Raw genomic sequence first — 19,256 nt, 5'->3', positions numbered from 1 at the left:
CTTTTATTCATTTTAGTTGATACTTATAGTAGTCAACCAAATCCAGGGTAAGACACTTATTAATAGCTGAAATGAATGACAGCGTGACGGCAAATCTTTCCGTCACGCTGCTGTCACAGGTTGCTGTCACGGTCTTATGATTTAATTATCAGACTATTGTCACAGGTTTAGTGACAGGTGACAGCAATTTTTCAAATTTATATCTTTATGTAGGCGTTGAGTTCAAGTCATAAACGCAGGGAAATCCGACTTTCTTCCCCTCGGTCCGGCATACGAAGGCTGCAAATACCGGTCGCCTTATCCCAACTCCACACCATACTTTCAGTGTCATCGTCCGGATTCTCTTCCAGACGTTCCGGCTTCACCTTCTTTACTTTCTTACCTTGCACGGTAACTCCTTTGGGAGCCGTCTTCAGATACATACGGAAAATAAAGTTTCGGGGAGCGGGCACTGCATACCCTTTTCCTTCACGGGCACCAACCGAAAGAAGATAACCACCCTCCTCCGTCCGGAAGCGAACGGGAGTTTTGGCAAACTCATCCCGTTGATAGCCGAGGTCTTCTCCCTCATCTTCGTACAAAGTGAACGAGGCCTCCTCTCCTTTTGGTGCCGGAAATACTTCAAAGATCAGCGGATAGACCGGTTTCTCATGCGTGTAGTTCATCACCGGCATGGTGGGGATGATGGAACCCTGCTTTACAAACATCGGGATGCACGACAAGGGAGCTTCCACGGTAGTCCACTGTTCTCCGGTATAGACTGTTTGTTTATTGTTGTAGTCAATCCAAGTGCCTTCGGGCAGATAGACATTCTTCGTACGTGCCCCCTTCTTCACCACCGGAGCTACCAGCAGCTCTTGTCCGAACAAGAACTGCCCATCGGTAGAGAACGTTTCCATATCCGCCGGATATTCCAAAAAGAGAGGACGCATGATGGGCAATCCCGTATCATGAGCTTCGCGGGCATACGTATAGATATAAGGCAATAAACGATATTTCAGTTCGATGGCCTCCTTCGCGTTCTTTTCCGCTTCCGGACCGAAGAGCCACGGTTCTACCGGATTATCCCCCTCATGATGAATACGGCTCAAAGGATTGAATGCACCGAACTGTATCCATCGGGTATAAAGTTCCGCCATGGATGGATAGTCTTCGATGTCTCCGCAATACCCCGTAATGTCACAGGTAGTAAACGGAATCACTCCCAGCCCTGCGGAAAGAATCACCGGAATCTGATTAGCCAGTTGCCCCCAGCCCTGCAATACATCGTCTCCATTTCCGCAATCTCCCGTCCAACCGAACGTATAACGCTGCAATCCCGCATAAGCGGCACGGGTCATCTGGAAGACGCGACGGTTCGGATTCCGTTTCTCGAACTGCTCTTTGACCACTTTATCCCAAGTCAGTCCGTAGACATTATGGATTTCGTCGTGCATACCCAGGTGATGTTTCATCACAAGGCGTTCGGTCTGCTCTTCGTTGCTCCATGCGGGTTCTCCCATATCCGTCCAGAAGCCGGAGATGCCATCGTCAATGGGTTTCTGCTGATAGGTTCCCCACCAGTCGGCTACGGCAGGTAAAGTAAAATCCACTACCCCACAATTTCCGCCCCAAGGCCACGGCATGTCATAACTCTTCCCGTTCGTGCTGTCCTTGACAAAATATCCCAGACGGTCCGCTTCCTCCCATTGCTTCTTGTTGGCTTGCGAGATGACCGGGTCTTGCGATACGACTACCTTGAATCCCATTTCTTTCAGGTCGGCAAGCATCTTTTTCGGGTTCTCGTAGTTTCCTTTCCGCCATTCGAAGTCCTGTAGATGTTCCGTCCAGCCGATGTCCTGATAGATAATATCACAGGGGATGCCGCGTGTCCGGTAGCCTTCGGCTATTTCGCGGCTCAGTTTCTCGCTTGTCAGCAGGCCACGACATTGCGCAAAGCCCAATGCCCATTTCGGAGGCATGATAGGTTTGCCCGTCAGTCCTACATACTGACTCAGGATTTCCTTATAGTCCTTGCCGAAGATGAAGTAGTAAATCATCTCCCCGTCCGGCGCCTCGAAGCTGTAATAATCACGGCTTTCCGTTCCGAACTTAAATTCTGTCTTATACGTATTATCAAGGAAAATACCATACCGGTAACTGCTCATAAAGAAAGGGATGCTCTTGTAAAGAGGGTCTTCCACCACACTGTAACAAGGTTTATCGCTGTTCCACATCTTGTAAGATTCTCCTCTGCGGTCCATCTTGCCGGTCTTCTCCCCAAGCCCGAAGAAATGCTCGTCACGGCGAAGCGTTTTATATTCCACCTTCTTCGTGCCTTCGCTTACGTGTCCTTTATCGGCATAGTCACTGAAGAGGAGTTTCTGATATTTGTCGAATATCTGGATGCTCATCGGCGACTTGTTCACCCGTATGCGCAGCTTCGAGGTAAATATCTCATAGCAGGCGGCCTGTTCGTCCACATGAACCGTTCCCACATCTTCCAGTTCTTCATTGATCACGGCAAAGGAAGCGTTTCTCCGTTGCAGCTTCCCGTCCGGCGAGAACCAGATTCTTACCACGGAAGGACTGCAAAGTTGCAGTTGCAGCGCAGCACTGTCCGCCAGGTGAAAAGTCACCTGACGTCCCTGCTGCGTAAAAGAGGTACATATACTTTTTGCGTTTTCTGCCCAGACCAACGCCGGAAACATCAGACACAACATCCACACCCCAAACTTATATCTAATCTTCATACCTATCGTTTTTAGTTATTCCGTTGCAACTGCCTTATTCAGCTACAATCATTGTCCAGTATTTCAAGGCAGGCAGTGTGAAGGAGACTACCCCGTTCTCCTGCGTAAATGCCAGTTCCTGCAAGGCTCCTCCGTGTACGTCCGGCGATGCCACCCACAATTTATTCACTTTGGCGGGCAGGTTCATCTGCAAGGCCGCTTTCGTGATCAGGGCAGGTTCGGGCATGGTGCCGTCCACGTCCCGCCAGCTAAGGCTGTTCGCCTGCGAGAAGTTAAGCAGATGCACTACTTGCTTGCCGTCTACCTGCTTGGCGTAGGTAGTGACCGACCCCAACTTTGGAGGCCATACGTTGAGTTTCATTTCTCCGTTGGTACAGTTCATAGCGATGCTGTTCTCCGTTCCGCCGTCGCGGAGCAGGTTCTGATAAGACGTGAGGAAGTCGTAGTAATGAACCATCGCCGTTTTCAGTTCCTCGCTCATCGTCAGGTTGTCGTTCGGAAAATATTCTTTGCACAGCATATGGTCACCACCCAGTTCGAGATGCGAGCCACCCAAAGCGAACATCACCGCATCCGTCAGCAGGATGCCCGCTGTATTGAACTCTCCCCGATGATCCGCCTTATTATAGTTCATATAGGCAGCGAAAACCGTATTCAGCTGATTATTGCCATACACTCCGTTTTCATACAGGACGGCTTTCAGATGGGTAAAGTCCGCCTCATCCGCCCACATCTCATTATAGAAGAAATCTACTTTGCCGGTTTCTCCGATCTGACGGGCACCGTAGCGGCTTACGGCATTCATCACCAGACTCTTGTCGGGATGCGCCTGCTTCATGGCTTCGATAAAAGAAGCATATCCTTCACGGAGGTTGACCGGCGTACCGTTGTAGTTGTAAAGTGTTCCCCGCTTGCCCAACTGGTCGATCTGATAGCCGTCGAAGGCGAAGTTCGCATACACGTCGTCATTCCGTTCCGCCATATATTGCTGCCATTCCTTGTCAGAAGGATCTACCAGATAGATATTGCTCTTCCATCCGCTTGGCAGGTCGTGACTGTCTTTCGTGGTATGCGAAGCGTCCTTAAACAGATACCATTCTTCTTTCACCCCGTCGGAAGCCGCATCCTTCAATGCCCCGAAACAAAGATTATAGAACATGGACTTCATTCCAAAATGTTGTTGTGCCTTGATATAATTCTTCACAGAGCTTGTATGGACAGGGCGGTTCGCAATGTCGAGATATTCCTCGTCCAACTGCGTGCGTGTGCCGCCCAGCGGCCAATGATGTTTATTGTGCCAGTCCTGAAACTGTACCCAGTTGATGTGATGGCGGTTCAGATAAGCCATCTCTTCCAGCGTTTTCTCTTCTGTCTTGTCTCCGTCGAAATCTGCCACGAAGCCATATCGGGGGAACCGTGCCGGATGGCTGGATACATCTACCGCAATCGTACCGACGATGACATCCGTACCGTTTTCCTGCCGGTAAAGTTCTGCCATGTATCCTTTGAAATCGGTGGAAGGAGCCTTCCATGTCCAGTTCGTACCGCTGACCGGTTCTTCTCCGACTATTTCTCCCAAAAGGCGATAGCGTACCTTTGTTCCGGCAGGCAAGGCATCGGCGGCAGTGAAAGTCACTGTCTCGTTCGGTTTATAAAAAGCCTTGTCAGTTGTCAGTTCCACGCATAAGTCCGATGTCACCGGAGTTACTTCGGTCACACTGCCCGACGCTCCTCCGTTCTGTGGGTTCGATTCATGATCGTCGCTGCAAGACAGACACAGGAAGGCAGCCACCAAATATATTATCTTCTTCATCTTGAATACTTGTTTATTGTTTTACAATTGAAATCGTTTCTTTCAACTGGTCAATCGTAATCCGATACGAGCCAGCTTCCTGAATATTCCATTTATTGTCCAGACTGCCGAGGTCTGTATCCGGATACATATTCTTCAGTTCCGCATCCGTTTTACTGGTAAATAAGGCTGTCTCCACTTCACCGGTCGGTGCCTTTCCGCTCTTGTCCGCCATCAGCCAGTCTCCGTTCCAGTCGGACTGCTTGTCGCAGGAGATCTTCATCTCCCCTGTATTCAGTGTACCGCTCCAGGTAAAGATGTAAGGGCTGTCGGCACTTTTAGCCATCGGGGTGGCGTTGTCGATGCTCCATCCGTTCGGAGTGGCATCGCCTACCAGATACAGTCCTTCGTAGGGGGTAAACGGACGCATCAGCATCTTTTCCTTTCCCTTGGCTGTGAGGAACAGCACTTTATAGGCCTTGCCGCATTCGCTTTCCTTCATTTGCCATTTATTGTCTTCACCTCCCAGTACAACTGAAGTGGAAGTATACGGAGCGTTCCCTTCGGTGGGATGGAAGAAAGCATCCGACTGACCGAAGTCCGTCACGGAAGTAAACTTAAAATCACCGTCCGCCTTCCACGGAATCACGGCACCATAATGGAACAGATTCATCTGAACGGCATCTTTAGACAGTGCCTCGAATCCCCAGCCATTGTCGCCGGTAAAGGAGCCGACAATATAGAATTCTTCAAAGCGCCATCCGATGTTTTCCGTTTCGGTCATGGTCATTGTCAGGTCGAGCAGGTCTACCTTGACTATATAGGTCGCTTCCTTGCTGACTGTAAACGGTTCGTCCGGTTCGTCGCCCGATGTGCGGTAGATAAGCCGTAGTTCTTCTCCGGCAGCGGCATCCCGGTTGTAGGATGGAAGAAATTCTCCCAATGTCGTTATAAACTTGAATACACCAGTATTCAGCTTTCCTGTCCACGTAAACTGTCCGTTGTCCGTGCGCTCCATAGGCGTCGCTTGATCGGCGCTCCATCCGTTAGGGGCAGCTTCTCCGATGAGGTAAAGCGTCGGAGTAACCGGTTGATAAGTAGTCACATCCAGCGAAACTGTGGCACGCTGCTCCTTTTCTTCCATTCCGGCAACAGTAGCGGTAATGCGTGCTTCCAGTGATACTTTTTCGGCATAGCCGACGCCTAGCTGCGTGTTCAGAAACTGATTGAGTTCTTCCGTTTTCTTCGTCCACTGATAAGTTCCCGTTCCTAAATCTACGGAATAGGCACGGGCGAAGTCGGTTCCCGCCTTGGCTATTTCCAGTGTATAAGAAATACGGTTTCCGCTTCCGTAGTTCGTTCCCGTAGTCCATGAAAGCGTTAACGCCTCCTGACTGTGATTCTTTTCGTTCAATACGATCTCCTGCTGATTCACCGTAAGAGTCAGCGTATCATGTCCCTTGTCCGTCTCCATATAATCCTCGGCGCAGGAAACCATCGCTCCACCGATGAAAAGAGAGCACAACATCTGATATATATATTTCTTCATCATATGATCTGTCTAAATGAATGATTGTAAAAGCGATTAATAACCGGGATTCTGAGTCATCAGATTGTTAGAGTCCATCTCTGTCTGCGGGATGGGCAGCAGCAGACGTTCCTTCGTCACCTGATTCTTGCCGATGGATTTCAGGAACTCAATCGCATAGTTACCATTATTGATGCGAATCATATCAAACCAGCGATGTCCCTCAAAAGCAAGTTCCATCCGACGTTCGTGAATAATCTTTTCCCGCATTGTTTCCTGATTCAAGGTAGTCGGTACATCCGCCAGTCCGGCACGATGACGGACGATATTCAGAGGTGCGGCAGCCTGGTCGGGATGTCCCAGTTCGTTCAGGGCTTCCGCCTTCTTCAACAGGACATCCGCATAACGGTATACCACGAAGTTATTCGGGTTGGTATTATATTCCGGCGAAACGGTCTTCGACACAAGGAACTTCCGGACGTTGTAACCTGTACCCGACCATGAACGTCTGTATTCCATGCCGTCGAAAGCAGGACAGCCTTGATATAACACGGTCACATCTTTGCGCAAATCGCCCGCTTCGTACTCTTTGATAAATTCTTCCGTAGGCAGATTCCATCCGTAAGCGCCTGCCACCATACCGGAGTTGCGGGGTCCCATGAAGGTCGACAGCCAGGAAGACTGGTTGTCCCCTCCCCAGAAATCGTATTCCGTACTGCCGGAGTATTGTACTTCGAAAAGGGATTCCGCACCGTTATTGATCGTAGCGTCGAAATTATCGGCATACTTGCACTGAGACAAATCATATCCCATCGCAGTAATCTGGTCGCACAACGTAACAACTTCATTGTAATAATCCCGATGATTGGGCGCCAGCGTCAGGTAAATATCTGCCAGCATAGCCATCGCCGCCTCTTTGCAGGCACGTCCCTTGTCATTTTCTCCGTAACTGCTCTTTGGGGGAAGCATATCCACCGCATTCTTACAGTCCGATAGAATCTGCGCATATACCTCATCTACCGTATTGCGGGCAATATCCGTCGACTGTCCCGGCTCAAAGGGCTGTAACCGCAAAGGTACGCCACCATAAAGGCGGACGAGGATATAGTAGTAATGAGCACGCAGGAAATATGCCTCACCCATGCAACGGTCTTTTATCTCATCGGAGATGGCAGCCGAAGGCAGATTGGAAAGCACGATATTACAACGTCCGATGCCTACCCACGGAGAACGCCATACGTACAGGGCAAAACCGTTGTCGCTCTGCGCTATAAAGTTAGCCGCCTGAACAGTTTCCAGTCCGTCGGTTCCTCCTCCGGCGCCTACCTCGCTGTTGCCGGCAAGGATGTCGAGGCTCCACAGGCGCTGATTATACATATTGGACGACTGCAACGTCTTATAGCAGGCAGTAGTCAGTGCTACGGCAATCTCATTGGTCACTTCCGATTCGGGGTCCACACCGTATTTGGGGTACTTATCCAGAAAATCACTGCACGATGTCAAGGCAAGTACGACAAGTATCATTATAAAAGTCAGTTTCTTTTTCATTTTCTTCCTCCTGATTTAAAAGTTAAAGTTCAAGCCCATACTGAATGTACGCGAGATAGGGTAACGGCTGCTGTCTATACCGTTGACATCCACCTCGGGGTCGAAGCCCGAATATCCGGTGATAGTCGCCACATTCTCGCAAGAGAAGGAGATACGGGCGTTTTCCAGTTGAATCTTTTGCAACCACTTTTTAGGCAGTGTATACGAAAGGGTGATATTTTTCAGACGGAGATACGAGCCGTTTTCCACAAATCGGTCGGATACGCGGCAGTTCTGGTTCGGGTCGCCCCAGATGGCACGCGGCATGGAGTAGCTTGTGCCTTCTCCTGTCCAGCGGTTCAGTACGGCTGTGGTCTGGTTGTAGGCGGCAGCCATTCCTTCGTTGTCCACATTGTTGGCATTATAAATCTTGTTGCCTGCCACTCCTTGCAGGAAAACGGAGAGTTCCCATCCTTTGTAAGATAGGTTGTTGGAGAGTGAGAAGAACCAGTTCGGATTCGGATTGCCAAGAATCGTACGGTCTTCGTCGTTAATCACTCCGTCGTTGTTCAAGTCTCTGAAGCGGATGTCCCCCGGAGCTGCGCCCGGCTGGGTGGCGTGGCGGTTGACTTCTCCCCAGTTCTGGAAAAGCCCGTCGGTAACGTATCCATAGAAAACGTTGATCGGGTAACCGGCTTTCAGCATGGTCACGTATGAATTGCCTATCTGGTTGATAAACATCGGAGTTTCGCTGTTCAGGTCCAAAATCTCATTTTTATTGTAGGTAGCCGTTAAAGCGGATTCCCAGGAGAAGATGCCTTTCAGGTTGATGGTACGCAATGTCATTTCCACTCCTTTGTTGCGCATCTTGCCGGCATTGGTGAAAGTCTCGGTAGTATCTTCAAAGCCCGAAGTGATGGGGATGGAAGCCTTCACCAGCATATCGTTCGTATTCTTGATATAAGCATCCAGTGAAAGGCTGACACGCGAATCGAACAGGCTCATGTCCACTCCGAAGTTGGCCTGGCGCACTTCTTCCCAATGGATGTTCGGATTGGAGAGAGTGGTAGATACCAAAGCAGTGGAGTTATTGTTTCCGAAAGGATAGACACCCGTGTTGTAAGATGCGACAAATCCATAGTTACCGATTTCCTGATTACCGGTCACACCGTATCCGACACGCAGTTTGAGATCGTTCATCAGGAAGTTATCTTTCGGGAACCAGTCTTCCTGAGAGACACGCCAAGCCAAAGATACGGAAGGGAATGTTCCCCATCGGTTGTTCTTACCAAAGCGGGAAGAGCCGTCGCGACGTACGGTAGCCGTCAGTAGGTATTTGTCTTCGTATGAGTAGTTGAGACGTGCCATCAGTGAAAGCAGTGCCCAGTCGCTCTGGCTGCCGCCAAGGCTGTACATCTTTTCTCCGTTGTCCATCTCATGGATATTGTCGAACATGAAAATGTTTTTCTGTGCGTTCAGATAATCGTAGTTATTCCACTGTGCAGAAGAACCTGCCATCACACCTACACGGTGTTTCTTTGCAAAAGTATGATCGAATACGAAGTAGTTGTCCCACAGGTAGGTGAATGATTTGTTGTCGCTTTTGTAGCGGGAAGATTCTTCTACCGGATTCGGTTTCCAGTCGTATGCCGGCGTGAAGTTGTCGGCAAACCAGAACTTGGCGTCATAGCCGAAGGTACTTTTCAGTTTCAGCCATTTAGTGAAGGTGATCTCTCCGGTGATGTTTGCGAGGAAGTTATATCCTTTCGTCTCGTTCGTCATCATGTGAAGCGTACCGATCGGATTGCGGATACTTCCGTACCATTGCGCTTCCTGTCCGGGACCGCTCCAACTGCCGTCGTCATTCTTCACCGGTTGGGTGGGAAGGGCTTTCATCGCATCACCGATACTGTATGTTCCTCCTTCTTTTACATCTGTGCTGAATGTCAGGTTGGTGGTGAATTTCAGCCATTTGTTGACTTGGGCGTCACTGTTCGCCTGAAAATTGAAACGGCGATAATTGACACTCTTCACAATACCGGACTGATCGAGAAAACCGCCGGATACATAATAATGCGCCTTTTCCGTGCCGCCGGAATAGCTGACCGAATAGCTCTGCTTCACTCCCGTGCGCAGCATCTCGTCGAGCCAGTTCGTTCCTTTTCCCAATGAAGAAGGGTCTGCCCAGTAAGGGTTGGTGTTATCGTCATTGTTTGAGAGCATGTCATTGCTCAATGCTGCATATTGGGCGGCATTCAGCATATCAGGCACTTTAGTTGCATTCTGTATCGCCCAGTTCGCATTGACCGTTACCTTTCCGACGCCTTCGGCGCCGCGTTTACTGGTAATCATCACTACACCGTTGGCACCGCGCGAACCGTAGATGGCAGTTGCCGAAGCATCTTTCAGTACGTCTACCCGTTCCACATCAGCCATATTCAAGGAAGATAAGCCTAAATCGGTGGGAATCCCGTCGATGACAATCAGCGGGTTGCTGTTGTTGATCGTGCCCAGACCACGGATTTTAATGGTTACATTGTCCCCCGGTTTGCCGGCATCGATAATTTGCACGCCGGATACTTTTCCCTGCATTGCCTGACCGATATTGGCTACCGGAGAGTCTTTGATATCTTTGACTCCTACGGAAGATACGGCGCCGGTCAGGTCGCTCTTTTTCATCGTTCCGTAACCTACTACAACGACTTCGTCCAATACTTCGGTATCTTCCTGTAAGGTTACTTTCAGTGCGGTTTTTCCGTTCACCGAAACAGTCTGCGTCTTATAGCCGACAAAAGAAATGGTCAATGCGCTGTTAGCAGAAACATTTAATGAGAAGTTACCGTCGATATCGGTAATCGTGCCGTTCGTGGACTTGCCTTCTATCACACTGGCACCGATCACCGGTTCGCCCGTGGCGTCCACTACATGTCCTTTTACTGTAATCTGCTGTGCGAATGCACTAAGAGATAGTAACAAGCCCCACATTATTAATAGGAGGCGATGTTCAAAGCCTTTCGACTTTATACTCTGTTCCATGTACATCAATTTAAAGTTAATATTAGGATTACTTTTTGTTTTCACTGAAACAAAAGTATCCACAATTAAATGCGCTTCTTTTGCCAGATAGCAAAAATATAGTGGTTTATACAGTACAAAACAGCATAAAACACTAATAATAAGAATATTATAGAATAGCGACCGTGCTAAAAAAGTAGTGGATTTCTTACTCTTCCACCTTCCCTATTTTCATTACTTTAGCCTCAAACTCATCCCGTTCGCCGAGTGCCTTGTTGCGGACACGTGTCCGGTAATTATAAATAGTGGTCACAGAGTAGCGGAGGAACTGGGCGATCTTGGTACTATCCGTAATCCCCAGACGAATCAGGGCAAAGATACGAAGTTCGGTATTCAGCAGTTCGCCCTGCTTGGGCTGCATCGGTTCGACAAGTAACGCATTAAACTCTTCCACAAAGTTAGGGAAGAGTTGCAGGAAGGTCATATCGAAGTTTGCGTAGAAGTCTTTCAGCTCTTCTTCGAGGAATTGGGAGGATTTAATAGCTTTATACAACTCTTCTACCCTGCCGGCAGCCGCAATCTTATTCAGAGAACGACGGTATAAGTCCATCTTATCCAGATAGGTGGAACACTGGTCCATATAGCGGCCGATGTATTCCTCTTTAATATAGTTAGCTTCCGAAAGGGTATGGTTCATCTCTTTCAGTTGCGAATTGGAGTCATGAAGTTCACCGTTCAGCTCTTGCAGAAGCGTATTCGTGTCAATCACTTCCCGACGGGCGGCAGCCACTTTCTTCATCTGCTTGTAAACGAAGAATATAGCCACCAGCAGAAAGACGGAAAGCAGACTGATACAAATCAAAGATATCTTCATTTCCTGTTGCTGCCGCTTGGTTTTCAGCTGGTAAGCCTGATCGATGATGGGGAAGACTTGCGAGATTTCCAGTGTACGAAGGCGGGCGTTGCAGAGTGTAGCATCTTCGAGCGAGCATTTCAGATAGTTGTATGCACGGTCAATGTCTCCGTCCTCATATACAAGAGAGGCGAGCTTCCGCAGGGAAACATATTCTTTGACTGCCGATTTTAAATCGGCGATGGCCGAGAGAGCCAGAAAGTGTTTCTGCCCTTTCTTGTCTCCTTTGAGGCGATAGGCTTCTGACAAGGTATAAGTAATCATCGCCTTGGAATGATCGTCCAGAGAGGGTTTCCGGTAGAAGTCGGTCAGCATGGTTATTGCCTGATCATATTGGGCGTGTACGGTGCATTTGTCGGCCATCACCAGCACATGACCCAATGAGTCGGAGGCATTAGTCTGTAAAAGGGAATCCCGATACAGGTCCGTCATCCGGTAATACTCTTTTTTCTCTTTCTCGGTGACGGCATAATCTCCCATCAAACCGTAAATAGTACGATACAAGTGGTAATAATAGGGATAGAGATAATCAGACAGGGTTTTCTTGTCTATCTGTCCCAACTGCTCCAGAGCTTCCTTGTACATTCCGGTGGTTCCCATCACCTCTGCCATATTCATGGCGGCATCATCCAGATAATCCTGTTTGTTCAAATGAGAAGCCAGTTCCTGCTTCCGCTGTGCATATACATACGAAGAGTCCAGATTATAAGCCCGATATTCGTCGAAAAGCCTGCCGCAAAATCCATAACACTGCTCATCGGAGGTAGCCTCGGACAGCAACTTCTTCAAATCGGAGATACGTGCTTCTTTTTCTGCACCGTAAGTCTGACGGTTCCTGATAATTCCGTCAATCTCACGAAGCAGCATATCTGTACTCTTATCATCATTTCTTGCGCAAAGCAAACAGGGAAGGACAATTGTCACGAAAATCAAAATAATCTTTCTCATAGCGCCATATGTATTATATCTGCAAAGATAAAAGTCTTTCAGAAACCGACAGCCTTCTTTGAGAAATTATTGCAAGTCTTGGGAATAAAAACGTGTCCGATCAGTAAGCCCTCAAACCGAAATCAAAGCTCATCTTTTTAGTTTCCCGTACTTCGATTTTCAACTCATTCTTTCCTTTTCGCAAATATCGGCAATAATTACTGATATTGTACTGATTATATTGCCTGGTTTGTTTCACCTCCTGCGAAAAGACCTCCACTCCATTCAACCATACCTTCACATCTCCGGTAGCACGCACCCACAAAGACAAATGGCTGAATTCATCATTGACATCAAATGAAGTTTCCGACACAATTTCCGAACGGGGAGGGCAATCGAAAGGCAAAGAGGTCATTTTCGACTCCTGCCCGTTAAGGCTGACTGCACGGCTGACCGCACTCCCATTCTGAGCGTCGGGCACCAAAGTAATGACTTTCGCCGGATTGACATGATATAAACGATCGTGCATGATATGCAACAAGCCTTCCGGAATTTTAATAACTTTCCGGTCATAAGTAATCAGACCATTTACTTCACCTTCGACATCAGTGGTTTGTGTATAAATCGCCGCACTCAGCCCCTGTGCTATCAATGTCTCCAAATCATAGACCAGACGACCATAGTTATCCATCAGCGCCATTGCTCCATCAATATTTTTATATCCCCAGTTCCGCATACCGGGATTCCACAGATGTTCTTTGATGGCCCATCCATACCCTCCGAATTCTCCTAAGACAGAAATCCGATTGCCATTACAAGCGGGCAAAATCATGGAAGCAGACGGATAATTGTGTACATCATACATATGGCCTACTCCTCTGTCTGTCCAGCCGGTTACTCCGTCAATGATACGGCTTTTATCGTATTCCATTACCTTTTCCACTATTTCTACCGTATTATGCTGTCCCCATCCTTCATTGAAGATTACCCACGTTGTGATACAGGAATAAAAACGCAGACGGTCAATCATCTCGAACATCTCCTGTTGCCATTGGTTAGTATGTGATGCGGGTGCATTCCAGTCCGTTTGCGCATTGGGCTTAATATGTTCTTCGTCTTTTCTTTCGGTAGAGAAGCCGGATACCATATCCTGCCACATCATCAAACCCAACGAATCGGCATAATAATAATATTGCTCCGGTTCTACTTTAATGTGTTTGCGTATGGTATTAAATCCCATATTTTTGAGCTGAACCATATCCCAAAGCATTGCTTCTTCGGAAGGAGGTGTCAGCAAACCATCCGGCCACCAGCCTTGATCCAGTGTTCCATACTGGAATATTGGATCACCATTCAGACAAATACGCTGGTAACCACATTCATCTTTGCGGATACTGACCTCACGCATCGCAAAATAGCTTTTTACCTGATCTATTACTTGTCCTTGACTTAACAACTCAATATTCAGATGGTAAAGTTTCGGAGAAGACGGACTCCAAAGAACAGCCTCCGGAACTTCCATTTCTATCTTTGAGGCTAATTTTTGCTCTGTCGTACCCACTACCTTACCTTCGTCCAGTAATTCCACTTTTACTTTTTCTCCTCCTTTGGCTTTAGCTACACTGATGTCCAGACTAACCGTCTTTTTATGAATATCAGCTGTAGGAAGAACCTGAAGAATATGGGTTGAATTTACAGCCTCCAACCACACAGTCTGCCAAATACCGGATACCGGAGAATACCAGATACCTTTCGGCTCCAACTGTTGCTTGCCACGGGAAATTGACTCCGTATCCGTAGGGTCGATAACAGCAACCTCAACAAGTTGCGAACCACCTTTTCTCAGCAATTTGGTTACATCGAAAGAGAAAGGATTATTCCCCCCTTTATGAATGCCCGCCAATTTGTTGTTTACCCATACCTGACATTCATAATCTACAGCTCCGAAATGCAAAATCACTGTTTTTCCTTTCCATGCGTCATCAAGGGTAAAGTTACGCTGATACCACAATTTCTCGGTAGGCAGAAAAGAACGCTGCACCCCCGAAAGGGAAGATTCGATAGCAAACGGAACGAGAATCTGTCCCTCGAACTTCACTTCTTTTTTAGGTGTATCCTGAGTAGTAACCGCATACTGCCATAACCCGTTCAGATTCATCCATTGCGAACGTTGTAACTGAGGACGCGGATAACTCTGCCATACATTTTCCGACGTAACTTTATCAGCCCAAACTGTTTTCATTCTATTTTCTTTCGGGCTTGCTGCGCAAGCGAACGTATGTGCCATAGCACTTACAAATACTGCAATTAGTAGTTTCTTGTTCATAAGTTCCTATCTTTTCTTTCCTACTGTGTTTTCCTACTTATCTCTATATTCTTTAAAGTCCTTCCGGCGTCCTTTATTATAAGTATTCCAAACCTTCGGGAAATAAAGCACATCACTATGGTCTGCCCACTCAAAATAAGCGTCTTCCAGTTCCTTTGCCATTTCAGGGTATTCCTTTATCAGATTATGTTGTTCTGTGCGGTCTTCTTTGATATTATAGAGTTCCCATTCATCACCTCTAAAATTCGCAGAGACCAGTTTCCAGTCACCTTTGCGTACCATACGATTACCTTCATGTTCCGCATAGATATAACGGTCCGGCATTTCTTCACCGCGTACAATAGGAAGGATTGACTTGCCCGGTGTAGGTACAATCTTTCTTCCTTCGTATTCTTCGGGATATTTAGTCCCTGCCAGTTCGATGCAAGTTGCCATGATATCCGAGAATTGTGCCGGTTGATGGTCAATACTGCCTTTGTGCTTAATCTGTTTACCCCACTGGATAATGCAAGGAGTGGATATTCCACCTTCATGCGCATAATGTTTATAAAGTGTAAATGGGGTACAACAAACGTTTGCCCAGCCGGTTCCGTAATGATGATAAGTTCCCGGTAGTCCCATCTGGTCTAATTCAGCACCAACATGAGTATGATATTCTGTTCCAGTTTGCTTGTCGAAACCAAATTCATGCCATTCGGCACAAGCTCCGTTGTCCGACATGAACATGATAAATGTATTATCCAGTTCACCGTTCTTCTGTAAAGTATCCAATACCCGACCAATATTGGTATCCATAATATCTATCATGGCAGCATAAATAGCCATACGGCGAGCCAGGTCAGTCTGCTGTTCCTTTGTTAAAGAATCCCAGGCAGGCAGCGGATGTGTCTCATCCTCAAACAAACTTTCGGGAACAACACCACGCGGGCTTAATGCTGGTTTTCCTTGCAAAAGCCCCATCTTTACTATTCGTTTCCAACGTTGATCTCGAATCTTATCCCAACCCTGCAGGTAAATCTTCATATATTTATCCGTTACTTCTTTCGGAGCGTGCAACGGAAAATGAGCAGCATTGTATGCCAAATACAGAAACAAAGGTTTTTCTTCCTGATGTGCCTGATTAATAAAGTCTATGGCATAATCGGTTATTACGTTAGTAGCATAAAATTCTCCCTCTTTATATTGACGTGGGTTACGATCCTTAGGCAATCGGGTATATACGTCCGGATTCCAAAAAGAATTGAATCCACCTAACAAACCATAATATTCCTGGAAACCTCGGTTTATCGGATTGGCGGTTTTGCCCAGATGCCATTTACCGGACATGGCTGTGAAATATCCGGCATCTTTTAATACTTCGGCAATGGTAACGTTGTCAGAATTGGAACGAAAGCCGGCATATCCTTTCGGCCATGCCGGACGGGTTGCATCCATGTGTCCTAACCCTGTCTGATGCGGATAAAGTCCGGTTAATAAATTGGCACGTGACGGACAACTCCGCGCACTGTTATACATTTGTGTCATACGGACACCCTGTTTGGCCATCTTATCCAATACCGGTGTCTGTACTTCTCCTCCGTAGCAACCTAAATCGGAGAAACCCAGATCGTCCGCCAATATAACAATGATATTAGGCTTTTCTTGTGCAAAAGTCATTGCTCCGAAAGCCAATCCCCCGGTTATCAATAGTGATGTTTTCATTTTGCCTGATAATTGTGATTAGGTTTAAATTTTCCGTTTTCATAAAGCATCGGAATCAATCCCGGCCGACATGTCACTTTATATTCGGCCGCCTGTGCGCCACGAGGGTTAAAAAACATGGTTGCCCACCAGTTGCCATCCTTATCCTGAAACAGATTGTTGTGTCCGCCGCCGGTAATTGCGTTATACCGTTTACCATAAGGACCATATACATTGTCGGCAGTGGCAATGATACAATCATAGCTATAACGAGTTTTCTTATTAGTTAACCCTTCCTTCTCGACATAAGTGTCCCCCTTCACCGTGCGGTGTGCCCAGATAGCTTGTACCAAATGATATTTTCCATCATATTTAAAGATGAATGCTCCTTCAACATACGGCTCCGGAGAGTATTTACTTTCTTTTAATGTCTTTATCTCTTCTGCCAAACCACTCATATCTGGTTTCATGCGTGCTATATAGTGGTTGTGACCGACAAAATATACGGTACCATCCGTATCTTCAAACAGGCTTCCGTCAATGTTTGGAAAAATGGCTTTATCCTCGTTACCTTCGATATTTTCATAAGGTCCCTCCGGCTTCCCGGTAGTACTCCGCAGAATAAAAGAGCCTCTTCCGCCTGCCGATTGATTCATGCAGGCTACAATAAACCAATTTTTCGCACTCTTTATATAGTGCATTTCCGGTGCCCATACAGCGTGGAAACGGTTATCCATCGGATCATTATTGATAGACTTCTTCGCATATTTCTCTCCCTCTTTATATACTTTGGGATCTTTCTGCCAGGTACCGTCTTTTTCCATTGACCAGATTCGTCCCATGGCTTCCCATATCTTCAGGTCTTTGGAGCGCCAAAGATACAAACCGTCATTCCAATCCCAGCAATGTCTCTGTCCCGGAAAGTGACGGTCGGGGGTAGAAGTGGTTCCAGTGATATAGTAGTAACCGTCGGGGCCTAGTGTTGCCCATGTGTCACGCATCCAGTAGTCAAATGCCGGTTGAACAGATTTTGGGACACGCAGCTCCGGAGCGTTTGTATCAGCAGTTCCATATGCTTGTGCCGATGCTGTGCTGACTGAGACAAATCCTGTCAGTAAAGCAAGTCCTAATCGCAATATAAATTTCATAGATTACAGTTTTATTATTTACGGATACAAAAGTAGACTGTTACAGGATTGAGCTCATGGAACAATGTCTTTAATATCCGTCAATATGTACATTCTTTTGATTTATTATTGTTCGGGTTGGAGATAATTATAAGGATCCTGTTTAAAATGATAACGTTTCCGGGGAAGAGGGAGTGGATCCTGCAGACGTAATTCCCATGCGACTAACTTCGTCAGAAGCTCTGTCTGAACAGCAGTGTATTTCTTTTTACCAAACAGGTTATCTACTTCCGAAGGATCTTTCTTAAGATTATATAGTTCTCCGTTTCCATAGTTATCCATCACCAGTTTCCAGTCGTCTTTTCTGACCATACGAGAGGTACCGCTTTGAGTCCAGGTATTGAGTTCATCAAAGTATGCAATCTTACCCGGCGTCAATGCCCCTTCCTGTTCGAAAGTAAGAGAAGAATCCAGTCCGACATGTGCTCCTCCAAAACCTTGTTGTACGACAATGCTGGAAAACTCTTCTTTGGGGTATTCTTTTCCGGTCAACATCGGCCATAAGCTACGACCTTGAACACCAGCCGGAATCTTGGCACCGATTGCAGAACAAAGAGTAGGAAAAATATCAGCAATTGACACATGGCTATCCATAGGGGCTGATTGATTCTTGACATGATATCCTGCCCATACCATCGGGATACGTGCGAGACTTTCAGAAAGTCCGGCTCCTTTGCGGATCAACCCGTATTCTCCCCAATAATCGCCATGATCTGAAAGAACAACAAAGATTGTATTTTCAAACTGCCCGCTGGCTTTTAACGATTCGATCAGTCTCTTTATCTGGTCATCTATTAAACGGATCATGCCGATATAATTAGCACGGATTCTGGGTAGGTCCTGTTCCAGATTAGGACAAGACGCATCTTCCAGTTCTGCTAAAATGCGATATTTCTCTCCTTTCTTTTCCAAGTCTTTACGTGACGTCTTCAATACGGGAAGCTTATCCGGCGAAAACATAGAATAATAGGGTTCGCAAACCTGATAAGGATTATGAGGTTCCGGGAAAGATACCCACACAAAGAAAGGATTCTCTTTTTGACTCTCTATCCATGACAATGTCTCATTAACGATTTTAGCAGGGTGTTGCTCCTCTACAGGAATTGGCGAAGGTTCCAGCCATTGTCCCCTGGCTTTCTGGTTTAAGAAACGAGCCGTCTCTTTTTCTTCGGGAGTCGTTTTCTTATTTTTACCCCAATGCCCGTATTCTGACCAAAAGTCCAAGTCAGCAGGTTTCAGATAAGCATGGTTTTTACCTACAAGTGCTGTTTTATATCCGTTTTCTTTTAATACGCCCACCAAGTCCTGTTCAAAAAAGATATCCGGAATGTTGTGGTTGGTACGTACATGGGTTGCCGAAGGAAAACGTCCGGTGAACATGGAGCAGCGGGCAGGAGAACTGGCCGGTGCTACAGTATATGCTTTGTTAAACCATACATTTTCCTGAGCTAATTGATCTACATAAGGAGTAACTGCCAGAGGAAAACCTTCTCTGCCACATAGGTCAGCACGCTGCTGATCGGTCATAATGATTACAATATTCGGCTTGTCGGTTTGTGCCATCAATGACATAGACAAACCCTGTAATGCCAATCCCGTAATACAAAACGCTGCATTTCTCATATTTAT

General features: G+C 46.9%; 10 protein-coding genes. All 10 read right to left on the bottom strand.

The genetic code is table 11. The annotated features are described in order from the left end of the window. Nucleotides 1-227: 227 nt before the first annotated feature. Nucleotides 228-2,732 carry a glycoside hydrolase family 31 protein gene (locus KTR07_RS21700; protein WP_117981544.1) on the bottom strand — a complete coding sequence of 835 codons (2,505 nt, stop codon included), beginning with the start codon at nt 2,730-2,732 and terminating at the stop codon, nt 228-230. Between the two features lie 34 nt (nt 2,733-2,766). Further along, nucleotides 2,767-4,545, bottom strand: a complete 1,779-nt coding sequence (locus KTR07_RS21695) for a glycoside hydrolase family 66 protein (RefSeq protein ID WP_117981543.1) — start codon at nt 4,543-4,545, stop codon at nt 2,767-2,769. Nucleotides 4,546-4,558: 13 nt separating this feature from the next. Beyond that, complete coding sequence (locus tag KTR07_RS21690; protein ID WP_062694131.1) at nt 4,559-6,073, bottom strand: SusF/SusE family outer membrane protein; 1,515 nt, start codon at nt 6,071-6,073, stop codon at nt 4,559-4,561. A gap of 36 nt (nt 6,074-6,109) precedes the next feature. Then, nucleotides 6,110-7,600 (bottom strand): RagB/SusD family nutrient uptake outer membrane protein, encoded by a 1,491-nt coding sequence (locus KTR07_RS21685; protein ID WP_117981542.1) that lies wholly within the window; start codon nt 7,598-7,600, stop codon nt 6,110-6,112. Nucleotides 7,601-7,615: 15 nt separating this feature from the next. Beyond that, on the bottom strand, nt 7,616-10,615 hold the full coding sequence (locus KTR07_RS21680; RefSeq protein ID WP_117981547.1) for a TonB-dependent receptor: 3,000 nt from the start codon (nt 10,613-10,615) through the stop codon (nt 7,616-7,618). Nucleotides 10,616-10,802: 187 nt separating this feature from the next. After that, complete coding sequence (locus tag KTR07_RS21675) at nt 10,803-12,455, bottom strand: DUF6377 domain-containing protein (protein ID WP_117981541.1); 1,653 nt, start codon at nt 12,453-12,455, stop codon at nt 10,803-10,805. A 100-nt stretch (nt 12,456-12,555) separates the two neighbouring features. Next, the gene (locus KTR07_RS21670) at nt 12,556-14,760 is read right to left on the bottom strand and encodes a glycoside hydrolase family 2 protein (protein WP_008767356.1); all 2,205 of its coding nucleotides are present in this window, start codon (nt 14,758-14,760) and stop codon (nt 12,556-12,558) included. Between the two features lie 33 nt (nt 14,761-14,793). Next, nucleotides 14,794-16,461 carry an arylsulfatase gene (locus KTR07_RS21665; protein WP_008767357.1) on the bottom strand — a complete coding sequence of 556 codons (1,668 nt, stop codon included), beginning with the start codon at nt 16,459-16,461 and terminating at the stop codon, nt 14,794-14,796. Then, nucleotides 16,458-17,588: a family 43 glycosylhydrolase gene (locus KTR07_RS21660; RefSeq protein WP_008767358.1), complete on the bottom strand. Its 1,131-nt coding sequence runs from the start codon at nt 17,586-17,588 to the stop codon at nt 16,458-16,460. Before KTR07_RS21660 ends, KTR07_RS21665 begins: the two co-directional genes overlap by 4 nt. 105 nt (nt 17,589-17,693) lie before the next feature. After that, the gene (locus tag KTR07_RS21655) at nt 17,694-19,250 is read right to left on the bottom strand and encodes a sulfatase (RefSeq protein ID WP_008767359.1); all 1,557 of its coding nucleotides are present in this window, start codon (nt 19,248-19,250) and stop codon (nt 17,694-17,696) included. Nucleotides 19,251-19,256 lie beyond the last annotated feature (6 nt).

The sequence above is a fragment of the Bacteroides sp. MSK.20.82 genome (assembly GCF_019052485.1).
Lineage (GTDB): Bacteria > Bacteroidota > Bacteroidia > Bacteroidales > Bacteroidaceae > Bacteroides > Bacteroides thetaiotaomicron.
This window is presented reverse-complemented; position numbering and strand designations above follow the sequence as displayed.